Genomic DNA, 26,829 nt, shown 5'->3' on the forward strand with positions numbered 1-26,829 from the left:
GGGGTCGGGCCCGGGTCGCCGGCACGGCGGGTTCCGCCCCCGCGTCCTCCCGGTCCCGAGCCGGGTGCTCTGCTGCTGAGCTACGTGCCGTGGCCGCGGCCACGGCCCCGCCGGCGCCCTTCCGGGTGGTCCGGGGGCCACGGCGTCGGGCCGTACTGCGTCGCGCGCCTCACCGTAGCCGTCCCGGGCTCCGGGGGGAAAGGGGTTTTCGCGGGCGGGGCTCCGGGCCCGTCGGCGCCCTCCCGGGCACCCGGGCCGCGGGGAGCTCTCGCCCCGGGGGGTGCGCTCGGGGCGGGGGCCGAACCGGTGGGGGCCGCCGGGCGCGGCCGGGTTCAGGCCGTGGGGTCGAGGCCGTGGGAACCGGCGAAGCGGGTCGCCAGGGAGAAGACCGCGCAGGGGGCGGGGAGCGGCCCCCGGCGCAGGAGGGTGTCCAGGCAGGGGCACCACGGGGCGCGTCCCTGGGACAGGCACGCCAGGACGCCGAGCAGGCGCAGGGACAGGGCGATGTCCTCCAGGTGCGGGCCGGGGTGCTCGACGCGGGCCCGGTTGAAGGAGCGGGTGCTGACCTGGCTCTCCTTGGCGTGGGCCAGGGTGCGCGCGATCCGGTGCTCGTGTGTGCAGGGCAGGTCGGCGAAGCCGTGCTCCGCGACGCGGTGCAGGGCGCCGACCGCGACGGCGCGCGGGGACTCGCAGGCGCGGGCGAGGGCTTCGAGGGCGGGGCAGTCGGCGCGCGAGCGCGAGGAGGCGACCCTGTTCCACTGGGCGGCGGGGACCAGGGAGGCGAAGCAGTCCAGGGCGGCGCGGGTGCGCGGGGTCAGCCAGCGCCGGGCCTGCTCGGCGCCGGCGGCGGAGTGGGCGGGGGCGGGCCAGGGGGAGGCCAGCAGCGGCAGGAGGGGGACGCCCCGGGGGCGGGGCGTGCGCAGCACGGTGGGAGGCGCGGGCCAGGGCGGCGCGGCCCTGCGGCGGGAGAGGGCGTGGGGGGTGTGGTCCCGGCAGGGCGGGACCAGGCGTCGGCGGCGGCAGCGTCCGTGGTCCAGGGTGGGGCCGCCGCAGGGGAGCGCGCGGCCGGTTGTCCTCGCCATGACCACGAGGTTCCAGGATCGGGCCGTTCGCGGCCATGCCCCGGGGGGTGAGGTTGTCCGGTCCGCGTGGTAAGGGCGAGGGGTGCGGGGGAGTCCGCCGCGGTCGGCGGGCCCCGTCGCCGACCGGGGGAGCGGTCCTGCCGCGGGCGGCGGCGTCCGGCACGGGAGTGTCGGCGGCCGGGACCCGGTGACCGCCGTGCGGCGGCCGGCCGGGGAGCCGGGTGGGCGGGTGCGCCCGAGGGGCGGCACCCGCCGCCGGTCAGCGGGTCTTGATGAACGCGGGGATGATGCCGGCGATGAGCATCATCGACAGGCTCACGACCATGAGCACAAAGGCGATGGTTCCGACCATGGTGTTTCCTCACGTTTGTTGTTCCCGGACACCGCGCGCGGTGTCCGCCGCGCGGTCGACGCCCGGTGGGCCGGGCGCGCCGCGTGCCTCTTCGGTGGCTCACCCTATCTCGACCCGGCGCCGGTTCCCCGGCGGGTGCCCGTACTGGTCGGCGGGGTCGCGGGGAGTGGCGGCGGGGTCCTCAGCGGGCGTCCCAGGACCTCCGGTAGGCGTCGACCAGCCAGCGGTCGGCCCAGGCGCGGTCGGGCTCCTCGGGTAGGTCGGCGTGGTCGCACAGCCACACCAGCCGCTCCTCCAGCTCCGTGGCGCGCTCGAGGGCCTCGGTGCGGCTGTGTTGGCCGCGGCGCAGCTCCAGCAGCCAGGTGCGGTCGGGGCCGGGCATCGGCAGGGTCAGCCGCCCGGTCTCCATGAGTTCGACGCCCTGGATGCCGAGCCGGACCATGTGGTAGGCGTACTTGGTGTCGAAGCCGTAGGCGTCGACCAGCTCCGGCCTGTTGGTGTGCTTGCCGCCGCGCAGGCCCTCCATGCGTTCGCGCTGGGCGCGCAGGTAGCCGAGGAAGCGGTGGCCCGCCCGGCGCGACAGGACGCGGTCGGCGCAGGCGCGCAGTTCGCGGCCGGTGTCCGTGACGGCGACGATCTCGCCGTCGGGGACGAACAGGGGCAGCAGGACGGTCGGGTTGCCGTCCAGGGCCAGGCGCATCCACTTGCGCAGCGAGTAGACGGTCAGGTCGAGGTCGCCCGGGCCGGAGCGGGAGTGCTCGGGCCGGGTGCGGAAGACGTACTGCTCGAAGGCGCGCAGTCCGATCACGTACTCGGGCGGTTCGAGGCAGATGCCCATCTCGTCGCGGTCGTTCTGTCCGTCGAGGGCGACCCCGTGGACGCCGGATCCCACCTGGCAGCGCAGGACGGTGCCCTTCTCGGCGATGCGTGCGTACTCGGGGGCGGAGTGCTTCACCTGCGGCTCCTGGTCGTCGCTGTGCGGAAGGGGGGTGTGGGCAACCTATCCGCCGGAGTGCGGGCGGTTCGACTCCTTTTCGGCGGTCGGGGGTGGGGGAGGCCTGTGGGGCGGGGGATTCGGGCGGTTCGGTAGTTGCCCGCCGGTCCCCGGGACCGTTTACTTGTCCGCGTAGCGCCCCTTTTCGGGCGCTTCCGAGCGACATGCACAGAAAGAGGCCTTCCGTGCCCCCCGTGACTTCCGAGGGTCCCGCCCCCAGGATCGACACCTCCGTCCCCCACAACGCCCGTATCTGGAACTACTGGCTGGGAGGCAAGGACAACTACCCGGTGGACCGGGAGATGGGCGAGCAGATCCGTTCGTTCTTCCCGGAGATCGTGGACAACGCGGTCGCGGACCGCGCCTTCCTCGTCCGCACGGTCACCCACCTCGCGAAGGAGGAGGGGATCCGGCAGTTCCTGGACATCGGCACCGGCCTGCCGACCCACAACAACACCCACGAGGTCGCCCAGTCCGTGGCCGCGGACGCGCGGGTCGTCTACGTGGACAACGACCCGCTCGTGCTCACGCACGCGCGGGCGCTGCTGACGGGGTCGGCCCAGGGGGCGACCGACTACGTGGACGCCGACCTGCGCGACCCCGACGCGATCCTGAGCGCGGCCTCCGCGACCCTGGACCTGTCGGAGCCCGTGGCCCTGATGCTGCTGGGCGTGGTGAACTTCGTCGCCGACGACGGCGAGGTCCGCTCGGTCCTGGACCGGCTCCTCGACGCGCTCGCGCCGGGGAGCTTCCTGGTCGTGTCCCACCCCACGGACGACATCGACCACGAGCGCGCCCACCAGGTGGCGGCCGCGTGGAACGAGCGCGGCACCCCCAAGATCACCATCCGCTCGGCCGCGGGCATCGCGGCGCTCTTCGACGGCCTGGAGCTGCTGGAGCCGGGCGTGGTCTCCTGCTCCCTGTGGCGCCCGGGCCCCACCGAGGTGGGCGAGGTCCGACCGGTGGCCGAGTACGGCGGGGTGGCCCGCAAGGGGTAGGGGCGCGGCCCGGGGCGGGGGCCTCCCGCGGGCCGGGGCCCGGACGCCGCCGCGGACGGCCCGCCGGCGGGCCGTCCGCGCCGCGCGCGCCCGCCCCGCGGCCCTCCGGGCGTATCGATTGCGCCACGGAACCCCCGGGGGAAGCGTCGCCCCTTTTGTACCGTGCGTCACACCCCCTACATTCTTGCCACTGGACGGGCGGACTCCGTCCCCGCACGAAGGAGGGGCCGGTGGCGGCCACCGAACAACGCAGGGCGACCTGGAAGCAGCTCGGGCCGGGCATCGTCGTCGCGGCCACGGGCGTCGGCGCGGGTGACATGGTCGCCACACTCATCGCGGGCAACCGCTTCGGCTACGCCCTGCTGTGGGCGACGATCGTCGGCTGCCTGGTGAAGATCTCCCTGGCGGAGGCCACCGGGCGCTGGCACCTGGCGACCGGGCGCACCATCTTCGACGGGTGGAGCAGCATGGGGAAGTGGACCACCGTCTACTTCGCCCCCTACATCGTGATCTGGGGCTTCGTCTACGGGGCGAGCGCGATGACCGCGACGGCCCTGCCCCTGGCCACCCTCTTCCCGGTGCTCCCGCTGGAGCTGTGGGCGGTCCTGGCGGGCGTCTCGGGGCTGACGATCGTCTGGTTCAACCGGTACGCCGTCTTCGAGAAGATCATGACGGTCCTGGTCGGCGTCATGTTCGTGACGGTGGTGGGCCTGGCCCTCTACGTCGGGCCGGACATCGGCCAGACCCTGCGCGGGCTCGTGCCCCTGCTCCCGGAGGGGTCGGTGTTCTACACGCTGGGCCTCGTCGGCGGCGTGGGCGGCACCATCACCATGGCGGCCTACGGGTACTGGGTGAACGCGAAGGGCTGGCGCGACTCCGGCTGGATGCGGATGATGCGGCTGGACAACCGCGTCGCCTACGTCACGACCGGTGTCTTCGTCGTCGCGATGCTCGTCGTGGGCGCCGAACTCCTGTACGCCAGCGGCATCGCGCTGGAGCAGGGCGACCAGGGGCTCCTCCAGCTGGGCGACATCCTGCGCGAGCGGTTCGGCGGGTTCGTGGCGACCGTGTTCCTCGTCGGCTTCTTCTCCGCCGCCTACTCCTCCATCATCGGTGTGTGGCACGGGGTGAGCCTGCTCTTCGCGGACTTCGTCAACCACGTGCGGGGGCGCACCGACACCGATCCCGTGGAGAACGAGAAGAGCTGGGCCTTCCGCGGCTACATGCTGTGGCTGACCTTCCCGCCCATGCTCCTGCTGCTGGTGGGCAGGCCCTTCCAGCTGATCATCGCCTACGGCGTGCTGGGCGCGTTCTTCATGCCGTTCCTGGCGTTCACCCTGATGTGGCTGCTCAACTCCTCCCGCACCCCCCGCGAATGGCGCAACGGCTGGATCAGCAACACCGGGCTGGCCCTGGCGGGCTCGCTCTTCGTGGTCCTGTGCTGCTACGAGCTCTACGGGATCGTCGCCGGGGCCTGACCCCCGCCGGGGTCGGCGGAGGCCAGGCCCCGGCTCTCCCCTCCCGCCCGGGCGGACCGGGCGCGCGCCCACCGTGCCGGGGACGCGGAGGAGCGGGCCCGCACGGCCGCCCGGATCCCGTCCGGGCGGCCGTGCCCGCGTCCGCGGGCGGCCTCACCCGGCCCGTGCGATGGCGATGGTCGCCCCCAGGCGGTGGCCCGCCTCGTAGAACATGTACTGCGTGCCCCCGTCGGACCCGTAGGAGGGGGCCGCGCTGCGGCCCGAGTCCGGCGGCCCCGCCAGGGGGCTGTGGACCACGCCCAGGTGGTTGCGCAGGGAGAAGTCCCGCCCGACCTCGGTGAGGCGGATGTCGCCCCGGTCGGTGTGGTAGGCGACGTAGGTGCTCCCGCCCCGCTCGACGACATGGGGCCCGGACAGGTTCGCCACCCCCACGGAGGAGTGGGAGACCAGCGGTCGGGGGTCGAAGTCGAAGGTGATGCCGTCGGCCGACCACCCCCACCCGATGGAGCGGTTGCCGCCCGTGCTGTTGCGCATGAACACCATCACGTAGCGCGCGCCCCGGTCGGGCAGGGGGTGCTCGAAGACCCGGGCGTAGGAGGCCTCCGTGGTGCCCGGCACCATCGCCGTGGTCAGCACGGTGCCCTGGTAGTCGAAGTCGATCCCGTTCCGCGAGCGCGCCAGGCGAGTGGTGGTGTTCTCGCCGTGGAAGTACAGCCACATCTCCCGGTGCTCGGCGTTCCACATCACGTGCGGCGAGGAGACGTGGCTGACCGAGTAGTGCGGGGACCAGGTGCGGGACACGATCGGGTTGCCCGGGTGCTCGGTGAAGGGGCCCTCCGGGCTGTCGGCGTACGCCAGGCAGATGCCGCCGGGCGCGTCGTGGGGGGCGTAGTAGAGCAGGAAGCGGCCGGGGGCGCCGGAGAGCCTCCCGGCGGTGCCGCGCAGGCACGGGAAGATCAGCTCCCCCGTCGGGTTGTAGGCCAGCGACGAGGTGTCCAGGGCCTCGCGCAGGAACGTGTACCGGGGCAGGACCGGGGCGGTGCGGGCGGCGCCCGCGGGCGCCGGCCCGAGGAGGCCGGGGGCGAGGAGGGCCCCGGCCGCGGCGGCCCCGGCGCCCAGGAGCGCGGTCCTGCGGCCCACGCCCGGGGCCGGGGTGTCGGGGGAGTGTGCGTCGGACATGACGGTTCCCTTCCGGAGCGTGTCGGGGGGTGCTCCGAGGTCCAGAGTCTCTGCCAGGGACGATGCGTCAGTCAAGGACCTAATACGTATTAGTGAAACTCCATAGCCATCGGTCGGAAATTCGGCCGACACCTCTTGACATACCGCGTGGCGCGGCTCACAGTCATGGACTAATGCGCATTAGGACGCCGTATCAGAGGAGGAACAGGTGACCGACGCAAGCCGGGAGAGGGCCGCCGGGCGCCGCAGGCCCCGCCAGTCCGACATCGCGCGGGTCGCGGGCGTCTCCCAGGCCGCCGTCTCCCTCATCCTGCGGGGGACGCCCTCGGGCATGGCGCTCGCCAGGGAGACCCGGCAGAGGGTCCTCGACGCCGCGGAGGAACTCGGCTACGTGCCCGACCCCGTGGCCACGCGGCTCGCCTCCGCGCGCAACGCGATGCTCGGCCTGTACACCTTCAGCACCACGTTCCCCACCGACGTCGCCCACTCCTACTACCCGGTCCTGGCCGGGGTGGAGGAGGAGGCGGCCGCCCAGGGGCAGGACCTCATCCTGTTCACCGGCTCCGCCCGCGCCGCGGCGCGGGCGCAGGACCCGGCCGCGGTACGGCGCGTCCGCGTCGCCGACGGCTGCCTGTTCTTCGGGCGCCACGTGCCGGAGGAGCCCATCCGGCGCCTGGTCGAGGACGGATTCCCCTTCGTCTACATCGGCCGCCGGGACGAGCCCGGCGTCCCCTACGTCGGCGCCGACTACGTCCCGGCGTCGGCGCAGGTCGTGGCGCGACTCGTCGCGGCGGGCCACCGCAAGATCCGCTACCTGCGCGAACACGACCAGGCGCCGGCCTCGGCCGACCGGGAGGAGGGTGTCCTGAAGGGCGCCCGCGAAGCCGGCCTGGACACCCGGGGCCTGGTCGCGCCGACCGACGGCGCCGACGCGGACGCCCTGCTGGGCGGCTGGCTGGCCGAGGGCGTCACCGCCGTCGTCGTCGAGCAGACCGACACCGGGGCCGCCCTGGCGGGGCTCGGGGCGGCCGTGGGCCGGGCGGGCCTGGACTGCCCCGGGGACCTGTCCCTGGCGGTGCTCGGCGCGGCCACCGGTACCCGGGGCCGCGCCCCGGGCGGGGGCGCCGCGTTCAGCGGGTTCGACGTCCCCATGCGCGAGATGGGCCGCGACGCCGTCCGCCTGCTGCTTGAGCTGATCGCGGGCTCCCCCGGGGCAGCCACCCGGCGCCTGCTGCCCTGCGAACCGGTGGAGGGCGGCACGATCGCCGCCCCCCGCCCGCCGAAGAAGCACACCTGAGAGACATCTCAGGTGGCCTCGCCGGGCCGGGAACCGACAGGGGTCGGCCCGGTGCCCACGCGGCCACCACGAAACAGATCCGTCCTGGACCAGTCCAGCAGTTCTTCAGCAGAGCTGTCTGGAACCGCTTACGAACGAATTAGGCACACGATGACCGAGACCCGTACAGAGATCCTCGTCGTGGGCGGGGGACTGGGCGGCGTGGCCGCCGCGCTGGCCGCCGCCGACTCCGGCCGCCGCGTCGTCCTCACCGAGGAGACCGACTGGATCGGCGGACAGCTCACCTCGCAGGCCGTCCCGCCCGACGAGAACCCCTGGATCGAGCAGTTCGGCGCCACCGCCTCCTACCGCCGCCTGCGCGAGGGCATCCGCGACCACTACCGCCGGGCCTACCCGCTGCGCGCGGAGGCCGCCGCCTCCCGCACCCTCAACCCCGGCGCCGGCCGGGTCAGCAAGCTCTGCCACGAGCCCCGGGTCGCCCTGGCCGTCCTGGAGGAGATGCTCGCCCCCCACCGTGCCGCCGGGCGCGTCACCGTGCTCGAACGGCACCGTCCCGTGGAGGCGCGCACGGACGGGTACCGGGTGGACTCCGTCGTCCTGGAGGACGCGCGGGGCCGGAGGCACACCGTCGCCGCCGACTACGTCCTCGACGCCACGGAGAACGGCGACCTCCTGCCGATGGCGGGGATCGACCACGTCACCGGCGCGGAGGCCAGGTCGGAGCACGGCGAGCCGCACGCACCCGAGACCGCCGACCCCGCCAACCTCCAGGGCATCACGTACTGCTTCGCCGTCTCCCACCACGAGGGCGAGGACCACACGATCGAGCGCCCGCGCATGTACGACTTCTGGCGCTCCTACCGGCCCGACTTCTGGCCGGGCCCCCTGCTGGGCTTCGCCGCGCCCGACCCGCGCACCCTGGAGCCCTCCCGGCGCACGTTCGTCCCCAACCCCGACGTGGACCCCCTCGCCGTGGCCGCCGACCAGAGCGCCGACGCCGGGGACAAGGAGCTGTGGGGCTTCCGCCGCATCCTGGCGCGCGGCATGCACCGCCCCGGCGCGTTCGACTCCGACATCACCCTGGTCAACTGGCCGCTCAACGACTACTGGCTCAAGCCCGCCCTGGAGATCGAGGGCGTCGTGGACGCCGCGACCGTCCGCGAGGCCCACGAGGAGGCCCGCCAGCTGTCCCTGTCGGTCCTGTACTGGCTCCAGACCGAGGCGCCGCGGCCCGACGGCGGAACCGGGTTCCCGGGACTGCGACCGCGCCCCGACGTCACCGGCGCGGAGGGCGGGCTGGCCAAGGCCGCCTACGTCCGCGAGTCCCGCCGCATCAGGGCGGTCACCACCGTCACCGAGCACGACGTGTCCCTCGACCTCGTGGGACCGCACGGCATCGTCCGGCGCCACGACTCCGTGGGCATCGGCAGCTACCGCATCGACCTGCACCCCTCCACCGGCGGCGACACCTACGTCGACATCGCCAGCGTCCCGTTCGAGATCCCCCTGGGCGCGCTCCTGCCCGCCCGGGAGACCAACCTGCTCCCCGCCGCGAAGAACATCGGCACCACCCACATCACCAACGGCTGCTTCCGGCTGCACCCCGTCGAGTGGAACATCGGCGAGGCGGCCGGACGGCTCGCCGCCTTCGCCCTGGAGCAGGGCACCACACCGCACGCCGTCCGCGACAAGGCCGACCTCCTGGAGGCCTTCACCGCCCTCCTGGACCGCACCGGCGTCGAACGCCACTGGCCCGACGTCCGCGGCTACTGACACCCCTCGGCGCCGCCGACCGCACCCCGCCCGGCCGGCGGCGCCCCGTACCTCCCACTCCCCACGCACTCCCCGAAGGGGCGACGATGATCGACCCGACCCCACCTCCCACCCGCGGCCCCGTACGCGTCGGCATCGACGTCGGGGGCACCTTCACCGACGCCGTGGCCGTCAGCGCCACCACGTTCGCCCTCCTCGGCCAGGTCAAGGTGCCGACCAGCCACGACCACGCCGACGGCGTCGCCCACGGCATCATGACCGCGCTGGAGCGCCTGCTCGACGACATCGGCGTCGGCGCCGACGACGTCGGCTTCCTCGCGCACGGCACCACCCAGGCCACCAACGCCCTCCTGGAGGGCGACGTCGCCACCATCGGCATCGTGGGGATCGGCACCGGCTACGACGCCTTCGCCACCGGGCGCCTGCGCTCCCTGGGCAAGCTCAGACTCGACTCCGGGCACCGGCTCCCCGTCCGCTACACCGCGCTCCGGGACCCCGAGGACGCCGCGGCCGCGCTCGCCGGCGTGGACCGGGTGCTCGCCGAGGGCGCCGAGGTCGTGGTCGCGGTCGAACCCTTCAGCGTGGACGACCCCAGGGGCGAGGCCGCCGTCCGGGCGGCGGCCGAGCTGCGGGGCGTCCCCGTCACCGCCACCCACGAGATCACCCAGCTCTACGGCCTGGGCAAGCGGGCCCGCACCGCCGCGCTCAACGCCGGGGTGATGCCCCGCATGCTCAGGACCGCCGACCTCGTCGAGAGCAGCATCCTCAAGGCCGGGGTGAGCGCGCCGCTGATGGTGATGCGCTGCGACGGCGGGGTCATGTCCCTGGCCGAGATGCGCAGCCGACCCCTCCTGACGGTCCTCTCCGGCCCCGCGGCCGGGGTCGCGGGAGCCCTCATGGGGGAGAAGGTGAGCGAGGGCGTCTTCCTGGAGACGGGAGGCACCTCCACCGACGTCAGCGTGATCCGGCGCGGGCGCGTGCAGATCAGGCACGCCGAGCTGGGGGGTAAGGAGACCTACCTGTCGGCCCTGGACGTGCGCACCGTCGGGGTGGGCGGCGGCTCCCTCGTGCGCCTGTCCGGAGGCGACGGCCCCGGCGGGGCCGCACTGACGGACGTGGGCCCCCGCAGCGCCCACATCGCGGGCCTGCCCTACGCCTGCTTCGCCGACCCGGCCGAACTGGAGGGGGCCCGGCTGGTCCGGGTCAGCCCGCTGGCCTCCGACCCCGCCGACTACGCCGTCCTGGACACCGGAGGACGGCGCTTCGCCCTCACGGTCACCTGCGCGGCCAACGCCGCCGGGCTGGTGCCCGAGGGCGACTACGCCCGCTCCGACGCCCGCGCCGCACGGGCCGCCCTGGCCCCGCTGGCACGCGCCCTCGGGGTCGACGTGGACGGGGCCGCGCGCGCCGTCCTGCACCGGGCCACCGAGCGCGTCAGCGCCGTCGTGGAGGCCCTCGTGCGCGACTACGGTCTCGACCGCGACGTGTGCGACCTCGTCGGCGGGGGAGGCGGCGCCGCCACCGTCACCCCCTACCTGGGCGAGCGCACGGGCATGCGGTCCCGCATCGCCGCCCACAGCGAGGTCATCAGCCCCCTCGGCGTGGCCCTCGCACTGGTCCGCGAGTCCGTCGAGCGCATCGTCCCCGGCGCCACCCACGCCGACGTGCTCGCCGTGCGCTCCGAGGCCGAGCAGGCGGTGCTCGCGCAGGGCGCCGACCCCTCCGGGGTGGAGGTGGACGTCACCGTCGACCCGCAGCGCAACCTCGTCACCGCCGTCGCCACGGGCGCCACCGAGCTGCGCACCAAGGACCGCACCGCCGTCACGGACGCCGGCGCGGCCCGCGCCGCGGCCGCCGCCAGCCTCGGCGCGGACCCGGGGGCCGTCACCGAGTACGCCTCCAACGGCTGGTACCGGGTCTTCGGCCTGCTCCGCCGCCCCGGGGGGCCGTTCGGCCGCTTCGCCCGGGAGCGCGCCCACGTGCGCGTCGTGGACGCCGAGGGCGTCGTGCGCCTGCACAGCGCCGACGCCCGGGTGGACACCCTGACCGCCGCGGAGGCGGAGGGAAGGCTCAGGGACCTGGTGGCGGAGCGCACCGCCTACGGCGACGGAGGGGCGGTCCCGCCCGCGGTGTGGCTCCTGCTGGGTCCCAAGCTCGCCGACCTGTCGGGGGTCATGGACCCCGGCCACCTCCTGGCGCTCGCGGCCACCGAGATCGGCCGCCGCGGCCCCGACGAGACGGTGATCGCCCTGATGGAGACACGCCGATGACCGCGCCGCCGCGCCCCGGTGCCGACTACGGCCGCATCTCGGCGGCCTCCGACGAGGACCTGGCCGCCGAACTCCTGGCCCTGACCCCCACGCACGAGGGCCGCGACCCCGGGCAGCTGCGCGACTGGGCGCGCACCGCCCTGGCCTTCGGGCGCGAGCTGGCCGACACCGCCCGCGCGGGGCCCGCCGGGCCCGGGGGAGCGGGGGCCGAGGTGACCGACAGGGCCACCGGGGGCCTGCGCCCCGGCGAGGTCCTGCTCGCCGAGTACCTCCACCGGGCCGCGGGGGACCGGGTGATCGTCTACGCCGACGCCCTGGACTACGCCCGCGGGGTGGCGGAGGCGGCGGGCTGGGGCCGGGACTACCCGCGCGCCGCGCTGCGCGGGGCGGCGCTCGCCCACGAGGAGGCCCACCGCATGCTGCACCGCGGCCACGGCCGGGAGCTGCGCCGCAGACTCGGCCACACGGCGCTGAGGCTGGGGCCCCTGCGGGTGCGGGGGCACGTCGCCGGCGCGGACGAGATCGCCGCCCACGCCTACGCCGGACGGCGCGGGGCGCTCCGCCGGAGCCCGCTCGCGCTCACCGCGGCCATCGCCGCCACCCTCGCCCACCGGGGCCCGGACCAGCACGGTCCGGGCCCGAGAACCACCTCCGGAGACCGCCCGTGACCGCCCTGGGAATCCTTCTCGCCATGGCCGTGGGCGTCGGCCTGATGCTGACGCGCCGCCTCCCCACCGCCTTCGCCCTCGTCCTGCTGTCCGTCGCCGTCGCTCTGATCGCGGGGGCGCCCCTCACCGGGGAGGAGGGCAGCGTCGTCGGCACGGTCGTCCAGGAGGGGGCTCCGCGCCTGGCGGCGACCATGGTCGCCATCCTGCTGGGCTGCTGGCTGGGCACGCTGATGTCGGAGGCGGGGATCGCCTCGACGCTCGTCCGCAAGATCGTGGAGTTCGGCGGCGAGCGCCCCTCCGTGGTCGCGGTCGGCGTGTTCCTGGTCGCGATCCTGTGCGGGGCCATCACGGGCTCGGCCCCGGCGGCGATGCTCGCGGGCGTCGTCGGCATCCCGGCGATGATCGCGGTCGGGGTCACGCCCACCGTCGCGGCGGGCACCGTCCTGGTGGGCATCGCCGCCGGGCTCCCCCTGGAGCTGATCAACTGGCAGTTCCTGTCCGACGCCATCGGCGTCCCGGTCTCCACGGTGCAGCACTTCCAGCTGCGCATGTTCCCGATCGCCCTGGTCGGCGGCCTCGCCTACATCCTCGTGGAGATGCGCCGCAAGGGGGCGCGGCACACGTGGGCGGTGCGCGTCCCCGCGCCCGACGGGGGCGGGGGCCCCGGCCGTCCCGCCGGCCGGCGCGCACGCGCCGCCGAGCGGCGCCGCCGCCGCGGGGACGCCCCCTGGTACGCGCTGGTCACACCCCTGGTCCCGATCGTGCTGGCGCTGGGGCTGGAGATCCCCATCGTGCCCTCGCTGATCGCGGGCGTCGTCTACGCGCTGCTCACCGCCGTGCCCTGGCGGGACATGACGAGCACCGCGCTGCGCACCCTCTACCAGGCGTTCGACGTGGCGGCCCCGCCCATCGTCCTGTTCATCGCGATCGGGATGCTCCTCGCCGCGGTGAACCTGCCCGGCGCGGTCCAGGCGCTCAGCCCCGTGGTCACCGCGATCAGTCCGGGCAGCCCGTGGCTGTTCGTCCTGGTCTTCGCCGCACTGGTGCCGCTGGCCCTCTACCGCGGTCCGATGAACATCTTCGGCCTCGGCGCGGGGGTGGCCGGGGTGCTCATCTCCGGCGGCATCTACCCCGCCCCGGCGGTGCTGGGCATGATGGCCTCCTACGGCCAGGTCCTGGGCGTCTCGGACCCCACCAGCACCCAGACGGTGTGGGCCTCGCAGTACGCCGGGGTCCGCCCCGAGCGCTCCATGCTCTCCACGCTCCCCTACACGTGGGTGGTCGCCGTCGCCGGCCTGGCCCTCACCGCGTTCCTCTACCTGCGGTGAGCCGCCCGGCGGCGGGTCCCGCCCGGAAGGGGCGAGGCCTCCCGGGCCCGTCCGCCGGGGCACGTCACCGCGCTGACGCCCCGGCCCTCCCGGAGGGCCGGCGCCGCAGGGGAGCCCGCCGGTGGGCCGATCGGCCCACCGGACCGCGGCCGCGCTGGTAGCGTGGCGCGCCATGACGATCCTGAGCCGCCCCCCGTTCGCGCGCCTGGTGGCCCGGTCGATGCAGGCGGGCATGGCGCTCGCGGCGGGACCCGCGACCCGCCGCGCGCACGCGAGGCTTCCCGAGTACCCCCGAAGGACCGAGGCGCTCACCGTCCCCACCTCCTACGGTCCGGCGCGCGTCACCGTCCACCGCCCCGGACCCGCTCCCAGGCCCCCGGCGGTGTACGTCAACCTGCACGGCGGGGGCTTCGTGCTGGGGTGGACGGAGATGGACGATCCGCTGTGCCGCGCGCTGGCGGCCGAGGCCGGGGCGGTCGTGCTCAACGTCGGCTACGCGGTCGCGCCACAGCACCCGTTCCCGGCCCCGGCCCGCCAGGCGCACGAGATCGTGCGGTGGGCGGCGGCCCACGGCGGCGAGCACGGCTGGGACGGGTCGCGCCTGGTGGTCGGCGGGCAGAGCGCGGGAGGCGCCCTGGCCGCGGCGGCGGCGCGGCTGGACCTGGAGGCCGGCGAGTCCCTGGTCGGGTTGCAGGTGCTGCACTACCCGCCGCTGGACATGACCGTGGCGGCGGGGGACAAGCCCTCGGTCGTCGACCGGCCCCTGCTGCGGCCCTGGATGGGCGAGGTCTTCAACTCCTCCTACCTGCCCGACCCGGCGGAGCGGGGCCACCGGCTGGCCTCCCCGGCGGGGCCGCGGGACACCGCGGACCTCACCGGTATCGCGCCCGCCCTCGTCATCGTCGCCGAGCACGACATCCTGCGCGAGGAGGGGCGCCGCTACGCCCGCCGGCTCGACGGGGCCGGCGCGCTCGCGGCCCTGCACGAGGTCGCCGGCCGCGACCACGGCTACGACGTGGGCGACGACGACGCGGCCCGGCAGACCTACCGTCTGATCGCCTCCCACGTCGCACGGGCGCTTCCGGCGCCGGGGTAGGGCCCGCGGGCCCGGCGCCGGGCCCGTCTTCCGCGGGCGGCACGCGCACGCCGACGGCCGCCGGCGTGCAGGACCGTGGGACGTGCCGCCTACGCCCGGGGCCGCTGGTCGACGATGCGCCGGAACTTGCCCACGGACCGCTCGATCTGCTCGGGGTCCACGACGTCCACGGTGACGCTCACGCCGACCCTGTCCTTGACCGTGGCGACGATCTCCCGGCTCAGGGCGGTGCGGCGCTCGGCGGTGCAGTCCGGGGCGGCCTCGATCCGCACGGCCATGCGGTCCAGGCGGCCCTCCTTGGTGAGCACCAGCTGGAAGTGCGGGGCGAGCCCGTCCAGGCCCAGGACGATCTCCTCGATCTGGGTCGGGAAGACGTTGACGCCGCGCAGGATGATCATGTCGTCGCTGCGTCCGGTGACCTTGTCCATGCGGCGCATGGGCCGGGCGGTGCCCGGGCGCAGCGTCGTCAGGTCGCGGGTGCGGTAGCGGATCACGGGCATCGCCTGCTTGGTGAGCGAGGTGAAGACCAGCTCGCCGCTCTGCCCGTCGGGCAGGACCTCCTGTGTGACGGGGTCCAGGACCTCGGGGTAGAAGTGGTCCTCCCACACGTGCAGGCCGTCCTTGGTCTCCACGCACTCGTTGGCCACGCCCGGCCCCATGACCTCGGACAGGCCGTAGATGTCGACGGCGTGGATGTCGAAGCGCTCCTCGATCTCGCGGCGCATCTGCTCGGTCCAGGGCTCGGCGCCGAAGATGCCGATCCTGAGGGAGGTCGTGCGCGGGTCGATGCCCTGGCGCTCGAACTCGTCCATCAGGGTCAGCATGTAGCTGGGGGTGACCATGATGATCTCGGGCCGGAAGTCCTGGATGAGCTGGACCTGCTTGGCGGTCTGGCCGCCGGAGGCCGGGATGACCGTGCAGCCGAGCTTCTCGGCGCCGTAGTGGGCGCCCAGGCCGCCGGTGAAGAGCCCGTAGCCGTAGGAGACGTGGACCTTGTGGCCGGGCCGCCCGCCCGCCGCGCGGATGGAGCGGGCCACGACCGTGGCCCAGGTGTCGATGTCCTCGCGGGTGTAGCCCACGACCGTGGGGCGGCCCGTGGTGCCGCTGGAGGCGTGGATGCGGCTGACCTGCTCCTGGGGGACGGCGAACATGCCGAAGGGGTAGTTGTCGCGCAGGTCGGCCTTGGTGGTGTGCGGGAAGAGGCCGATGTCCTCCAGCGTCCGCAGGTCCGCGGGGCGCACCCCGGCCTCGTCGAACTTCTTCCTGTACAGCGGCACGTTGGCGTACGCGTGGTCCAGCGTCCACCGCAGGCGCCTCAGCTGGAGGGCGCGCAGTTCGTCGACACCCATGCGCTCGGCCGGGTCCAGGAGGTCGGGCGCGGGCGCCTGCCCGAGGCGCTGGTGAGGGGCGGCACCGGCCGACTGCGTGGTGGTGTCGTGGCTTGCCATGGGCCTCTCCGTGTACTGTGCGCGGGAACCCGCCGGGCCGGCAGGCCCGGGGGGAGGGTGGGCGGGGGCCGCGCGGTCGTGGATGTGGTGCGGGCCCTGTGCGGGGGGACCCGACTTGCTTACTGACCGAACGTTCGGTTACTAATGCATTAACGCAGTCTCCGGGCGAGCATGTCAAGGAGAAGTGTCGATGATTTCACAGATGGCGGTGGCGCAGGCCACTGCCGCCAACACGGGAGGACGCACGTGAGCGACGTCTACTTGGTCGACGGGGTGCGAACCCCCCAGGGCCGCTACGGCGGCGCCCTCGCCGCCGTCCGCCCCGACGACCTCGCCGCCACGGCCGTCGCCGAGGCGGTCCGCCGCTCGGGAGTCCCCGGCGAGGCCGTCGACGAGGTGATCCTCGGCGCCGCCAACCAGGCCGGCGAGGACAACCGCAACGTGGCACGCATGGCCGTGCTGCTCTCCGGACTCGACCCCCGGGTCCCCGCCTACACCGTCAACCGGCTCTGCGCCAGCGGGCTGACCGCCGTCTCCTCCGCAGCCCAGGCCATCCGCGCCGGGGAGGCCGACGTGGTCGTCGCGGGCGGCGTCGAGTCCATGACCCGCGCCCCCTGGGTGATGGCCAAGCCCGGCACCCCCTGGGCCAAGCCCGGAGAGGTCGCCGACACCTCCCTGGGCTGGCGCTTCACCAACCCGCGCTTCACCGAGGCCGACGCGCGGGTCCCCGCCGGCGCCGCGCCCACCGACCTGCGCTACACGCTGTCCATGGGCGAGACCGCCGAAGAGGTCGCCCTCCTGGAGGGCCTGACCCGCGAGGAGTGCGACGCCTTCGCCCTGCGCAGCCACGAGCGCGCCGTCGCCGCGGCCGGGGCCGGGCGCTTCGACGCGGAGATCGTCCCGGTCACCGTCACCGACCGCAAGGGCCGGACCCACGAGGTCACCGCCGACGAGGGCCCCCGCCCCGACTCCGGCATGGAGAGCCTGGGCAGGCTGCGACCCGTCTTCCGCGAGGGCGGCGTCGTCACCGCCGGCAACTCCTCCTCGCTCTCCGACGGAGCCTCCGCCCTCGTCCTGGCCGGCGGGAACGCCGTCCGCGAGTACGGCCTCACCCCCCGCGCCCGCGTCGTCGCCTCCGCCTCCGCCGGGGTGGACCCGCAGCTCATGGGGCTGGGCCCCGTCCCGGCCACCCGCAAGGCCCTGGACCGCGCGGGCTGGACGGTCGGCGACATCGGTGCGGCCGAACTCAACGAGGCCTTCGCCGCCCAGTCCCTGGGCGTGGTGCGACAGCTGGGGATGGACGAGGGGATCGTCAACGCCGACGGCGGCGCGATCGCCCTGGGCCACCCGCTCGGCAGCTCGGGCTCCCGCATCCTCGTCACCCTGCTCAACCGCATGGAGCGCGAGGACGCCCGGCGCGGACTGGCCACCCTGTGCGTCGGCGTCGGCCAGGGCGTCGCCCTCCTGGTGGAGCGCCCGTGAGCGCCCGCCAGGACTTCGGGACGCTCCTCGTCGACCGCCGCGAGGACCGCGTGGTGGTCGAGCTGCACCGCCCCGAGGCGCGCAACGCCATCAACGCACGGATGATCGCCGAGCTGCACGAGGTGTGCGCCGAGATCGAGGCCGACCCCAGGCCGCTGCTGCTCACCGGGCACGGGAGCGTGTTCGCGGGCGGCGCCGACATCGCCGAGCTGCGCGAACGCGGACGCGAGGAGGCGATGGCCGGCATCAACAGCCGCCTGTTCGAGCGCCTGCACCGGCTCCCGGCGCCCACCGTGGCAGCCGTGGACGGGTGGGCGCTGGGCGGCGGGGCAGAGCTGTCCTACGCGTGCGACATCCGGCTCGCCACGCCCACCGCCGTCTTCGCCCAGCCCGAGCCGGGACTGGGCATCATCGCCGGGGCCGGCGCGTGCTGGCGGCTGCGGGAACTGGTCGGCGCCTCGGTCGCCAAACAGGTGCTGCTGGGCGGTTTCCGGCTGGACGCCGAGGCGGCCCTGCGCCACGGCCTGGTCGCCGAGATCGTCCCGGCCGGGGAGCTGCGCGCGAGCGCCCACGCCCTCCTGGACCGGATGGCGGCCTCCTCGGCACCGGCCCTGCGCATGACCAAGCTGGTCCTGGACGCCGACGGGGCGCACCCGCTGGCCGACGACATGGCGCAGGCCGTGCTGTTCGAGAGCGCCGACAAGCACGACCGGATGACCCGTTTCCTGGAGAGGAAGAAGCGTTGAGCACCCACGAGCAGAGCGCCGCCGGGGCGGGCGTCCCCGCGGTCGTCGCCGTCGTCGGCGGCGGCACCATGGGCGCCGGGATCGTCCAGCAGTTCCTCACGGCGGGCGCGGACGTGGTCCTGGTCGAGGCCACCGCCGAGGCCGCCGGGGCCGGCCGCGCCCGGGTGGCCGCCGGTCTGGAGGGGGCCCGCTCCCGGGGCAGGATCGACGCCGAGCCGGCCGTCTACCTGGCCCGGCTGCGCACGGTCACCGACACCGCAGCCATCCCCGCCGACACCGGCCTGGTGGTGGAGGCCGTGCCCGAGCGGCCGGAGCTGAAGATCGCCGTGCTCACCGCCGCGGAGGCGGCCGTGGGCGAGGACGCCGTCCTGGCCTCCAACACCAGCTCCCTGTCGGTCACCGAACTCGCGGCCGCGCTCCAGCGCCCCCACCGCTTCCTGGGCACCCACTTCTTCAACCCGGTCCCCGCCTCCAAGCTGGTGGAGATCGTGGTCGCCCCCGGGACCGACCCCGCCGTGCTGGAGTCGGTGCGCGGCTGGGTCGGCGCCCTGGGCAAGACCGAGATCGCGGTCAGGGACGCACCCGGGTTCGCCACCAGCCGCCTGGGCGTGACGCTCGGCCTGGAGGCCATCCGCATGGTCGAGGAGGAGGTCGCCTCCCCCGCCGACATCGACACCGCCATGGAACTGGGCTACCGCCACCCGATGGGGCCGCTCCGGCTCACCGACCTGGTCGGGCTCGACGTGCGCCTGGCCATTGCGGAACACCTGGCCTCCGAGCTGGGGGACCGGTTCGCGCCCCCGGAGCTGCTGCGCCGTATGGTCGCGGAGGGAAAGCTCGGCAAGAAGACCGGCCAGGGCTTCCACACCTGGGACGAGGGAGAATAGAGCGTTGAGCGAACAGAGGGCGGCGGAGTTCGTCGAGGCCGACGGGATCGCCACGGTGCGCCTGAACAGGCCCGCGCTGACCCGCGAGGTCAAGGAGGAGCTGCTGGCGGCGCTCCGGGGCGCGGCGGCCTCCACCACGGCCCGCGCCGTACTGCTGCTGGGGTCGGCCAAGGCCTTCTGCGTGGGCCAGGACCTGGCAGAGCACGCGCGGATCCTCGAGGAGGAGCCGGGGCAGGCGCTCACCACGGTGCGCGAGCACTACAACCCGATCGTGCTGGCCCTGGAGGGCATCCAGGTGCCCGTGGTGGTTGGGATCGGCGGGGCGTGCGTCGGGGCCGGCCTGGGGTTCGCCCTGGCCGGGGACGTGCGCATCGCCGCGCGCAGGGCCAAGTTCGGCACGGCCTTCACGGGCATCGGGCTGGCCTCGGACTCCGGCCTGGCCTACCGCCTGGTGTCGTCGCTGGGACAGGCACGGGCCATGGAGCTGATGCTCCTGGGTACCGTCGTCGGCGCGGACCGCGCCCTGGAGCTGGGCCTGGTCACCGAGGTCGTGGAGGACGACGCCTGGGAGGGGCGCGCCCGCGAGGTCGCCGCCCTGCTCGCCTCGGGCCCGACCAGCGCGTTCGTGGCCGCCAAGCGCGAGGTCCGCTCGGCCGCCGACGGCGCCCGTGACCTGCCCGAGCTGCTGGAGGAGGAGGCCGACCTCCAGAACCAGCTCGGGATGACCGCGGACCACGCCGGGGCGGTCGAGGCCTTCCTGGCCAAGCGGGCCCCGACCTTCGGCGGCGGCTGAGCTGGGGGATCCCCCCGCCCCGGGGACTTGCCCGGGCGGGGGAATCCGGGGATACTAATTACTGACCGAACGTTCGGTTATGAATGGGGAACGATCAATGTCCACCGTGACGGCCCAGGAGACGCCCCCCGGCGCAGACCTGGAACACCAGGCGGAGTTCGACGCCAAGGTCGCCGCCGACCAGCGCATCGAGCCGCGTGACTGGATGCCCGAGGCCTACCGCAGGACCCTGGTGCGCCAGGTCTCCCAGCACGCCCACTCGGAGATCATCGGCATGCAGCCCGAGGGCGACTGGATCGCCTCCGCGCCCAGCCTGCGGCGCAAGGCCATCCTGCTGGCCAAGGTCCAGGACGAGGCCGGGCACGGCCTGTACCTGTACGCCGCGGCCGAGACCCTCGGCGTGGACCGCGCCGACCTGACCGAGCGCCTCATCGAGGGGCGCCAGAAGTACTCCTCGATCTTCAACTACCCGTCGCTGACCTTCGCCGACGTCGGCGTGATCGGCTGGCTGGTCGACGGCGCCGCGATCTGCAACCAGGTCCCGCTGTGCCGCAGCTCCTTCGGCCCCTACTCCCGCGCCATGGTGCGCATCTGCAAGGAGGAGTCCTTCCACCAGCGGCAGGGCTACGAACTGCTCATGCGGATGATGGAGGGCACCGAGGGCCAGCGCCGGATGGTCCAGGACGCCGTCGACCGGTGGTGGTGGCCCTCCCTGATGATGTTCGGCCCGCCGGACGCCGAGTCGCCCAACACCCGCCAGTCCATGGCCTGGCGCATCAAGCGCGACACCAACGACGACCTCCGCCAGAAGTTCGTCGACATGAGCGTCCCCCAGGCCGAGAAGCTGGGCGTCACCCTCCCCGACCCCGAACTGGCCTGGAACGGGGAGCGCGGCCACTACGACTTCGGCGAGCCCGACTGGGTCGAGTTCAAGCAGGTCGTCTCCGGAGCCGGCCCCAAGAATGCCGAGCGCGTCGCGCGCCGCCGCGCCGCCCACGAGAAGGGCGCGTGGGTCCGCGAGGCCGCCACCGCCTACGCCAGGAAGCACCAGAGCGCCGAGGAGGCCACGGTATGAGCGACGACGGCACCGGCGCCACCGGGGCGGCCCGCCCCGAGTGGCCCCTCTACGAGGTCTTCGTCCGCGGCAAGCGCGGCCTGAACCACGTCCACGTGGGCTCCCTGCACGCGCCCGACCGCACCATGGCGCTCCACAACGCCCGCAACCTCTACACCCGCCGCAACGAGGGCGTCAGCATCTGGGTGGTGCTCGCGCAGGACATCACCGCGTCCAGCCCCGACGAGAAGGACCCCTTCTTCGCGCCCAGCGGTGACAAGGTCTACCGCCACCCGACCTTCTACCCCATCCCCGAGGACGTCCCGCACATCTAGCGCGGACGACGGGACCGGGGAACACGAGGCCAAAGGAAACAACCATGAGTGGCGACACCATCTTCACGGCCCTGACCGAGGAGCACGGCGGCGACGCCCGCTGGGCCTTCGGCACCGGCTTCACCGACGCCCTCGCGGGCGTGGACACCACCCTCCCCGCGGGGGTGGACGGCGGCGACCTCGCGCTGTACTGCCAGATGCTCGGCGACGACGCCCTCGTCCAGGCGCAGCGCCTCGTCGAATGGGTGACCGACGCGCCCGAACTGGAGGAGGAGGTGGCGCTGGCCAACATCGCCCTCGACCTCCTCGGCCAGGCGCGCCTGCTGCTGGCCCGCGCCGGCCAGGCCGACGGCACCGGCCGCGACGAGGACGCCTTCGCCTACCGGCGGGGCCCCACCGAGTTCCGCAACGTGCACCTGGCCGAGGCCCCCCGGGGCGACTTCGCCCGAGCCGTGGTCACCCTGCTGGCCCTGTCCAGCTCCCGGCTCGCCCTGTTCGCCCGGCTCACGGACAGCAAGGACCCCGTGCTCGCCGCGATCGCCGCCAAGGCGGTCAACGAACTCGCCTACCACCGCGAGTACGCGGTCTCCTGGACCCTCCGCCTGGGCGACGGCACCCCCTACTCCCGCGAGCGCACGGCCGAGGCCGTCGCCGCCGTGTGGCCGCTCACCGGCGAACTCTTCGCCACCCACCCCGTCGAGGCGCGCCTGGCCGGCCAGGGCGTGGGCGTGGACCCGGCCACCGTGCGCGACGAGGTCCACGCCGTCCTCGCCCGGGTGCTGGTCGAGGCCACGCTGGACGCCCCCGCGCCCTTCCCCGAGAGCGCCACCGCCGGGCGCGACGGCAGGCACACCGAACTCCTCGCCCCGCTGCTCGACGAACTCCAGAAGGTGGTTAGGGAGCACCCGGAGGCGACATGGTAGCCACGGACCGGACCACCGGCCCCGAACGCGCCCGGGCGGCGGCCGCGGCGGTCACCGACCCCGAACTGCCCATGCTCACCCTCGCCGACCTGGGCATCCTGCGCCGGGTCGAGATCGAGGAGGACGGGACCGCGGCCGTGTGGATCACCCCCACCTACTCCGGCTGCCCTGCGCTGGCCGAGATGCGCGCCGACGTGGACCGGGCCGTGCGCGGCGCGGGCTTCGACCGGGTCGAGGTGCGCACCGAGCTGTCCCCGCCCTGGACCACCGACTGGATCACCGACGAGGGCAGGCGCAAGCTCTCCGAGAACGGCATCTCACCGCCCGGCGGGGCGCCCCGCCGGGCGCCGGGGCCCGTGCCGCTGACCCTGATGCCCACCCGCACCGTTCCGCGCTGCCCGCTGTGCGGCGCGGCCGACACCGAGGAACTGTCCCGGTTCGGCGCGACCTCCTGCAAGTCGCTCCACCGCTGCCGGTCCTGCCTCGAACCGTTCGAGCACGTCAAGGAGATCTGACAGTGACCACACCCGTCACCGACGCCGGGCAGGCCCCGCCGCGCCGCCGGGGCGCCTTCCACCGGCTGCGCGTGGCCGCCGTCGAGCGCCTGTGCGACGACGCCGTCGCCGTCACCTTCGAGGTGCCCGACCACCTGGCCGAGGAGTACGCGTTCGCCCCCGGGCAGTCGCTGACCCTGCGCCGCGAGGTCGACGGCGTGGAGGAACGGCGCAGCTACTCCATCTGCGCCCCCGTCGGGGAGGCCCCCCGCGTGGGCGTGCGCCTGGTACCCGACGGCCTGTTCTCCGGATGGCTGGTGAACGAGGTCCGGCCGGGCGACGAGGTCGAGGTGGGCGCGCCCACCGGACGCTTCAGCCCCGACCTGGGCGCCTCGGCCCGCCACGTGATGATCGCCGCCGGCTCGGGCATCACCCCGGTGCTGTCGATGGCCTCGTCCCTGCTGCGCCGCACCGGGTCCCACGTCACCCTGCTGTACGGCAACCGCCGCAGCGACACGGTGATGTTCGCCGACGACGTGGCCGACCTCAAGGACGCGTACGGGCACCGCTTCGAGCTGGTGCACGTGCTCTCCCGCGAGCCGCGCGAGGCCGACCTGTTCACCGGGCGCCTGGACGGCGGGAAGCTGGAGGCGCTCCTGGACACGGTCGTCGCCGCCGACGCCGCCGACCACTGGTGGCTCTGCGGGCCCTACGGGATGGTCACCGACGCCAGGGAGGTCCTGGAGGGCCGCGGCGTGCCCGGCGACCGCATCCACCAGGAGCTGTTCTTCGTCGAGGGTGCGGAGCCGCCCCCTCAGACCAGGCACGAGGAGCCCGGGGTGGAGGGGCCCTCCAGCGAGGTCACCGTCGTCCTGGACGGCCGCACCAGCACCCTGACCCTGCCGCGCGGCGTACCTGTGCTCGACGCGGCCCAGCGCTACCGCCCCGACCTGCCCTTCGCCTGCAAGGGCGGCGTGTGCGGGACCTGCCGGGTGAGGGTCTGCGAGGGGGAGGTGCGAATGCTGCGCAACTACGCGCTCAGCGACGCCGAGGTGGAGGCCGGGTACGCCCTGTCCTGCCAGTCCGTCCCCGAGACCGACACCGTGACCGTGGACTTCGACTCGTGAGCGCCCGCAACGAGACCGCCTGGCGGATGTTCGAGGCCGACCGCGCGTCCAAGAACCTGGGGATGCGCCTGGTCCGGGCCGACCACGGCACCGCGGTCGTGGAGATGACCGTCGGCCCGATGATGGTGAACGGGCACGGGATCGCCCACGGCGGATACGTGTTCACCCTCGCCGACACCGCCTTCGCCTGCGCGTGCAACACGGACGGGGGAGGGGTGACGGTGGCCTCCGGCGCGGACGTGACCTTCGTGGCCGCCGCCCACGAGGGCGACGAGCTCGTGGCCACCGCCCAGGAGCGGACGCTGTTCGGCCGCAGCGGCCTCTACGACGTCACCGTGCGCCGGGGCGAGGAGGTCGTCGCCGAGTTCCGGGGGCGCAGCCGCACCCTGCCCGGCCGCACCTGACGCGAGAGGGGACCCGACACACGTGGGGCCGGGCCGATGAGGGCCCGGCCCCACGTGTGCGCGGGGGAGAACATCCGTGATTCCTGCTGCGCAAGTCCTGGCCCTTCGTGTGCGGAAGAGTCCGTGTCCGCAACCGGCCAAGGGGGTTTATGGCCAAGTCACTGTACACAAAGGGCCTTGTGGGGCTTTCGAGAGTCTTGTTGCTTATGTGGGGTTGTCAGTAGGTTTCTCCCATTCGGTCCCTCCGTCCGCGCACAGGCGGACCCGACCAGACGGGCATCCCCCACATGCGTCGTTCCCTGACCCGTACGACGGCGGCCGCGGCCGCCCTCGCACTGGCCCTCTCCCTTCTCGGGCAGTCTCCCGCACTGGCCGAGGACAATCGCCCCCCGGACCGGCCGGAGACCTCCACGCTCACCGCGCGCGGCGAGGCCTGCTCGACGGACCCGGCCGATCCCACCCTCCTCAACAGCACTACGCTCACCCTGAGCGGAGGCATCTCCGACCCCGACGCGGAAACGGTGTCACAGCAGGTCAAGGCACAGTTCGAATGGGGCCTCGAAGGCTCCGAGGAGCCACTCGGCAGTTCGGACTCCGTGTACGTCTCACAGGCTCCGGGCGGTCCCCCCGTGACGCACTCGGTCACCGCGAGGGACCTGCCCGAAGAGGTCCTGGTCGGCTACCGCGCCCGGGGCCACGACACACGGGCGTGGGGCGAGTGGTCCGACCGGTGCTGGATCGAGATCAGCACGAGCAAGCCCGCAGTGCCGCCGACCGTCACGTCCGACGACTACCCCGCCGACAACAGGTTCCACGGTGCACCTGGGCGGTCGGGCGACTTCACGTTCGACGCCAACGGCGTGGACGACGCGGTCGCCTTCTACTACTCCGTCGACGACAACATCTGCACCACGCGGGTGGAGCTGGAGGAGCCCGGTGGGGAGGCCACGGTTCGGATCACACCGCAGAGGTCCGGCCCCCGGTCGATCCACGCGCGTTCCGTGGACGCCTACGGCAATTCGTCTCCGTGCGCGAGGGTCTACGAGTTCTGGGTCGCGCCGCACGCCGACCCCGTCGCCTACTTCCCCCTCGACGAGGGCGGGGACTCCACCGCACACGACTCCATGGTGAGGGGCAGGACCGCCGAGGGCACCGGTGCCATCGACTGGGCGCGGGGCAGGGCGGGCACACGCGGCGGCACCCACCGACTGGAGGGGGCGTCGGTGGTGACGTCCGACGGCCACCTCCGCACGGAGGGGCCCGTCGTCGACACCTCCGGCGCGTTCACGGTGACGGCCTGGGTGCGGCTGGACGACGCCGACGAGGACGCCGTCGCCGTTTCCCAGGACGGTGAGCACGTCAGCGGATTCCAGCTCGGCTACGACGCGCACGAGCGGCGCTGGGCCTTCCGGCAGACGTCTGCCGACGACGTGGACGCCGAGTTCGACCGTCAGGTCCTCTCCCGGGAAGCAGCCGAGACGGGTGCCTGGACCCGGTTGCTCGCGACCCACGACCCCGCGGAGGACAGGATCGACCTCTACGTCGACGGCGTCCACCAGGGCGGAGCGGACCACGCGTCGGCGTGGAACGCCGGGGGAGCCTTCGCCATCGGCGGCGGCACGGGGCAGGGCGGATCGGTCCTCGGCTGGCCGGGGGCGGTCGACGACGTGATCGTCTGGGAACGTGTCCTCTCCGACGAGGCACTGGTCGATTCGAGCACCGGTCGATCGGAGGTCTGGGAGTACGCCAACAGGCCCGTCGTCCAGGAGGGCGTGTGGCTGCTGGACGAGTACGACGGTCCCGCGGCCGCCGACAGCACCGACCACGGGCTCGACGCGACGCTGCACGGCGATCCCGCCACGGTGTGGGACGCCACCTACTCCGAAATCCGGTTCGCCCCCGCCGTCGTGCTGGACGGCGCGCTCGCCGAGCACTTCCGCACCGACGGGGCCGCCGTGCGGACCGATCGCAGCTTCACGGCCTCGGCTGAGGTCCGTCTGGACGATGGCGAGGCCGACGCGGTGGCGCTGTCACAGAGCGGCGAACACACCTCGGGGTTCGCGCTCGGGTACGACGCGGACAGCCGCCGGTGGGTCTTCGAGACGGCCTCGGAGGACGCCGGCGGGGGCGGCGGTGCGCACCGGGTCCTCTCCGACACCTTCGCCGTGACCGGTAGGTGGGTCCACATCCTCGGCGTCTACGACCACACCGTCGGCACGCTGGAGCTCTACGTGGACGGACAGCTCGCGGGAACGACGACGCGTGAAGGGTCCTGGCACGCCGACGGGGACGTCGTCATCGGCGGAGCCGGCCACGCCGGCGGCGTCGAGCGTGCCTGGACCGGAGCGCTCGGCCTGGCCCAGGTGCACCAGGGAGTGGCGCTGCGGCAGGACATCACCCACATCAGGTTCGGTCGGCCCCCGGTGTGAGCCCGGCGGGGCGGGCCCGTCGCCGACGGGCCCGCCCCGCCGCTGTCGTTCGTGGCGTCCCCGACCGCGAACACGCGGGGAAGGAGGTGCGTCCCATGGGGGACGGTCCTTCTTCCCTCCCCGGTGAGGAGACGCCCTGCGACCGCGCCGTGGAGACCGCCGGGGAGGCTGCTTCGGCCTCCCCGGCGCGGC

23 protein-coding genes and 1 tRNA gene are annotated in these 26,829 nt (G+C 74.2%); 19 read left to right on the forward strand and 5 right to left on the reverse strand.

The features are described 5' to 3' along the window. Positions 1–18: 18 nt before the first annotated feature. The 3 genes from ACFQBR_RS02835 to ACFQBR_RS02845 form a co-directional block, all read right to left on the reverse strand. Positions 19–90, reverse strand: a tRNA-Pro gene (locus tag ACFQBR_RS02835). A 242-nt stretch (positions 91–332) separates the two neighbouring features. Further along, complete coding sequence (locus ACFQBR_RS02840) at positions 333–1,082, reverse strand: hypothetical protein (protein WP_378551961.1); 750 nt, start codon at positions 1,080–1,082, stop codon at positions 333–335. Positions 1,083–1,615: 533 nt separating this feature from the next. Beyond that, positions 1,616–2,389, reverse strand: a complete 774-nt coding sequence (locus tag ACFQBR_RS02845; RefSeq protein ID WP_344181507.1) for a nucleotidyltransferase domain-containing protein — start codon at positions 2,387–2,389, stop codon at positions 1,616–1,618. Positions 2,390–2,592: 203 nt separating this feature from the next. On the opposite strand from ACFQBR_RS02845, the gene ACFQBR_RS02850 reads away from it, so the two are divergent. Together ACFQBR_RS02850 and ACFQBR_RS02855 are read left to right on the forward strand one after the other, a co-directional pair. After that, on the forward strand, positions 2,593–3,426 hold the full coding sequence (locus ACFQBR_RS02850) for an SAM-dependent methyltransferase (RefSeq protein WP_344181505.1): 834 nt from the start codon (positions 2,593–2,595) through the stop codon (positions 3,424–3,426). Between the two features lie 230 nt (positions 3,427–3,656). Then, positions 3,657–4,904: an Nramp family divalent metal transporter gene (locus tag ACFQBR_RS02855; protein ID WP_344175944.1), complete on the forward strand. Its 1,248-nt coding sequence runs from the start codon at positions 3,657–3,659 to the stop codon at positions 4,902–4,904. Positions 4,905–5,057: 153 nt separating this feature from the next. Here the strand turns inward: ACFQBR_RS02855 and ACFQBR_RS02860 are convergent, their stop codons facing one another. Beyond that, positions 5,058–6,083, reverse strand: coding sequence for a glycoside hydrolase family protein (locus ACFQBR_RS02860; RefSeq protein WP_378551965.1), 1,026 nt, complete (start codon positions 6,081–6,083; stop codon positions 5,058–5,060). A gap of 208 nt (positions 6,084–6,291) precedes the next feature. On the opposite strand from ACFQBR_RS02860, the gene ACFQBR_RS02865 reads away from it, so the two are divergent. The 6 genes from ACFQBR_RS02865 to ACFQBR_RS02890 all read left to right on the forward strand — a co-directional run bounded on the left by ACFQBR_RS02865 (position 6,292) and on the right by ACFQBR_RS02890 (position 14,515). Continuing rightward, on the forward strand, positions 6,292–7,380 hold the full coding sequence (locus ACFQBR_RS02865; protein ID WP_267944644.1) for a LacI family DNA-binding transcriptional regulator: 1,089 nt from the start codon (positions 6,292–6,294) through the stop codon (positions 7,378–7,380). Positions 7,381–7,530: 150 nt separating this feature from the next. Further along, positions 7,531–9,153 carry an FAD-dependent oxidoreductase gene (locus ACFQBR_RS02870; RefSeq protein ID WP_267944643.1) on the forward strand — a complete coding sequence of 541 codons (1,623 nt, stop codon included), beginning with the start codon at positions 7,531–7,533 and terminating at the stop codon, positions 9,151–9,153. A gap of 86 nt (positions 9,154–9,239) precedes the next feature. Then, a complete protein-coding gene (locus tag ACFQBR_RS02875) occupies positions 9,240–11,423 on the forward strand; it encodes a hydantoinase/oxoprolinase family protein (RefSeq protein WP_344175950.1) in 2,184 nt (727 codons plus the stop codon). Beyond that, positions 11,420–12,091: a hypothetical protein gene (locus ACFQBR_RS02880; RefSeq protein WP_352985230.1), complete on the forward strand. Its 672-nt coding sequence runs from the start codon at positions 11,420–11,422 to the stop codon at positions 12,089–12,091. The genes ACFQBR_RS02875 and ACFQBR_RS02880 overlap by 4 nt, the downstream gene beginning before the upstream one ends. Next, entirely contained in the window at positions 12,088–13,419 is a 1,332-nt protein-coding gene (locus tag ACFQBR_RS02885) for a transporter (protein WP_378551969.1), read from the forward strand. Before ACFQBR_RS02880 ends, ACFQBR_RS02885 begins: the two co-directional genes overlap by 4 nt. A gap of 172 nt (positions 13,420–13,591) precedes the next feature. Continuing rightward, complete coding sequence (locus ACFQBR_RS02890; RefSeq protein ID WP_267944639.1) at positions 13,592–14,515, forward strand: alpha/beta hydrolase fold domain-containing protein; 924 nt, start codon at positions 13,592–13,594, stop codon at positions 14,513–14,515. A gap of 89 nt (positions 14,516–14,604) precedes the next feature. On the opposite strand, the gene paaK is transcribed toward ACFQBR_RS02890, so the two are convergent. Then, positions 14,605–15,963, reverse strand: a complete 1,359-nt coding sequence (gene paaK, locus ACFQBR_RS02895) for a phenylacetate--CoA ligase PaaK (RefSeq protein WP_267944638.1) — start codon at positions 15,961–15,963, stop codon at positions 14,605–14,607. A gap of 246 nt (positions 15,964–16,209) precedes the next feature. Between paaK and ACFQBR_RS02900 the strand changes: the two genes are divergently transcribed. From ACFQBR_RS02900 to ACFQBR_RS02950, 11 genes are all read left to right on the forward strand, one after another. After that, positions 16,210–17,445: a thiolase family protein gene (locus tag ACFQBR_RS02900; RefSeq protein ID WP_344175958.1), complete on the forward strand. Its 1,236-nt coding sequence runs from the start codon at positions 16,210–16,212 to the stop codon at positions 17,443–17,445. After that, entirely contained in the window at positions 17,442–18,191 is a 750-nt protein-coding gene (locus tag ACFQBR_RS02905; RefSeq protein WP_267944636.1) for an enoyl-CoA hydratase/isomerase family protein, read from the forward strand. The genes ACFQBR_RS02900 and ACFQBR_RS02905 overlap by 4 nt, the downstream gene beginning before the upstream one ends. Continuing rightward, complete coding sequence (locus ACFQBR_RS02910) at positions 18,188–19,078, forward strand: 3-hydroxyacyl-CoA dehydrogenase family protein (protein WP_352985234.1); 891 nt, start codon at positions 18,188–18,190, stop codon at positions 19,076–19,078. Before ACFQBR_RS02905 ends, ACFQBR_RS02910 begins: the two co-directional genes overlap by 4 nt. A 4-nt stretch (positions 19,079–19,082) precedes the next feature. Continuing rightward, positions 19,083–19,871, forward strand: coding sequence for an enoyl-CoA hydratase/isomerase family protein (locus tag ACFQBR_RS02915; protein ID WP_267944634.1), 789 nt, complete (start codon positions 19,083–19,085; stop codon positions 19,869–19,871). Positions 19,872–19,968: 97 nt separating this feature from the next. Then, positions 19,969–20,946 (forward strand): 1,2-phenylacetyl-CoA epoxidase subunit PaaA, encoded by a 978-nt coding sequence (paaA, locus tag ACFQBR_RS02920; protein ID WP_267944633.1) that lies wholly within the window; start codon positions 19,969–19,971, stop codon positions 20,944–20,946. Next, positions 20,943–21,260 (forward strand): 1,2-phenylacetyl-CoA epoxidase subunit PaaB, encoded by a 318-nt coding sequence (gene paaB / locus ACFQBR_RS02925; RefSeq protein WP_344175965.1) that lies wholly within the window; start codon positions 20,943–20,945, stop codon positions 21,258–21,260. The genes paaA and paaB overlap by 4 nt, the downstream gene beginning before the upstream one ends. Before the next feature lie 44 nt (positions 21,261–21,304). After that, entirely contained in the window at positions 21,305–22,183 is an 879-nt protein-coding gene (gene paaC / locus ACFQBR_RS02930; protein WP_344175967.1) for a 1,2-phenylacetyl-CoA epoxidase subunit PaaC, read from the forward strand. Then, the gene (gene paaD, locus ACFQBR_RS02935) at positions 22,177–22,698 is read left to right on the forward strand and encodes a 1,2-phenylacetyl-CoA epoxidase subunit PaaD (protein WP_267944630.1); all 522 of its coding nucleotides are present in this window, start codon (positions 22,177–22,179) and stop codon (positions 22,696–22,698) included. The genes paaC and paaD overlap by 7 nt, the downstream gene beginning before the upstream one ends. 2 nt (positions 22,699–22,700) lie before the next feature. Further along, positions 22,701–23,804: a 1,2-phenylacetyl-CoA epoxidase subunit PaaE gene (gene paaE / locus ACFQBR_RS02940; RefSeq protein WP_267944629.1), complete on the forward strand. Its 1,104-nt coding sequence runs from the start codon at positions 22,701–22,703 to the stop codon at positions 23,802–23,804. After that, the gene (gene paaI, locus ACFQBR_RS02945; protein ID WP_267944628.1) at positions 23,801–24,208 is read left to right on the forward strand and encodes a hydroxyphenylacetyl-CoA thioesterase PaaI; all 408 of its coding nucleotides are present in this window, start codon (positions 23,801–23,803) and stop codon (positions 24,206–24,208) included. Before paaE ends, paaI begins: the two co-directional genes overlap by 4 nt. 287 nt (positions 24,209–24,495) lie before the next feature. Further along, the gene (locus tag ACFQBR_RS02950) at positions 24,496–26,637 is read left to right on the forward strand and encodes a LamG domain-containing protein (RefSeq protein WP_344175969.1); all 2,142 of its coding nucleotides are present in this window, start codon (positions 24,496–24,498) and stop codon (positions 26,635–26,637) included. The last annotated feature ends 192 nt before the right edge of the window (positions 26,638–26,829 follow it).

This window comes from Nocardiopsis tropica (assembly GCF_042660575.1).
Taxonomy (GTDB): Bacteria; Actinomycetota; Actinomycetes; order Streptosporangiales; family Streptosporangiaceae; genus Nocardiopsis; species Nocardiopsis tropica.

Bases quoted from the DNA above. Each gene is read 5' to 3' on its own strand.
- paaD (WP_267944630.1), top strand. From the start codon at position 22,177: ATGGTAGCCACGGACCGGACCACCGGCCCCGAACGCGCCCGGGCGGCG.
- paaA (WP_267944633.1), top strand. From the start codon at position 19,969: ATGTCCACCGTGACGGCCCAGGAGACGCCCCCCGGCGCAGACCTGGAA.
- ACFQBR_RS02840 (WP_378551961.1), bottom strand. From the start codon at position 1,082: ATGGCGAGGACAACCGGCCGCGCGCTCCCCTGCGGCGGCCCCACCCTG.
- ACFQBR_RS02850 (WP_344181505.1), top strand. From the start codon at position 2,593: ATGCACAGAAAGAGGCCTTCCGTGCCCCCCGTGACTTCCGAGGGTCCC.
- ACFQBR_RS02950 (WP_344175969.1), top strand. From the start codon at position 24,496: ATGCGTCGTTCCCTGACCCGTACGACGGCGGCCGCGGCCGCCCTCGCA.
- ACFQBR_RS02875 (WP_344175950.1), top strand. From the start codon at position 9,240: ATGATCGACCCGACCCCACCTCCCACCCGCGGCCCCGTACGCGTCGGC.
- ACFQBR_RS02880 (WP_352985230.1), top strand. From the start codon at position 11,420: ATGACCGCGCCGCCGCGCCCCGGTGCCGACTACGGCCGCATCTCGGCG.
- ACFQBR_RS02890 (WP_267944639.1), top strand. From the start codon at position 13,592: ATGACGATCCTGAGCCGCCCCCCGTTCGCGCGCCTGGTGGCCCGGTCG.
- paaB (WP_344175965.1), top strand. From the start codon at position 20,943: ATGAGCGACGACGGCACCGGCGCCACCGGGGCGGCCCGCCCCGAGTGG.
- ACFQBR_RS02870 (WP_267944643.1), top strand. From the start codon at position 7,531: ATGACCGAGACCCGTACAGAGATCCTCGTCGTGGGCGGGGGACTGGGC.
- paaK (WP_267944638.1), bottom strand. From the start codon at position 15,963: ATGGCAAGCCACGACACCACCACGCAGTCGGCCGGTGCCGCCCCTCAC.
- ACFQBR_RS02860 (WP_378551965.1), bottom strand. From the start codon at position 6,083: ATGTCCGACGCACACTCCCCCGACACCCCGGCCCCGGGCGTGGGCCGC.
- paaC (WP_344175967.1), top strand. From the start codon at position 21,305: ATGAGTGGCGACACCATCTTCACGGCCCTGACCGAGGAGCACGGCGGC.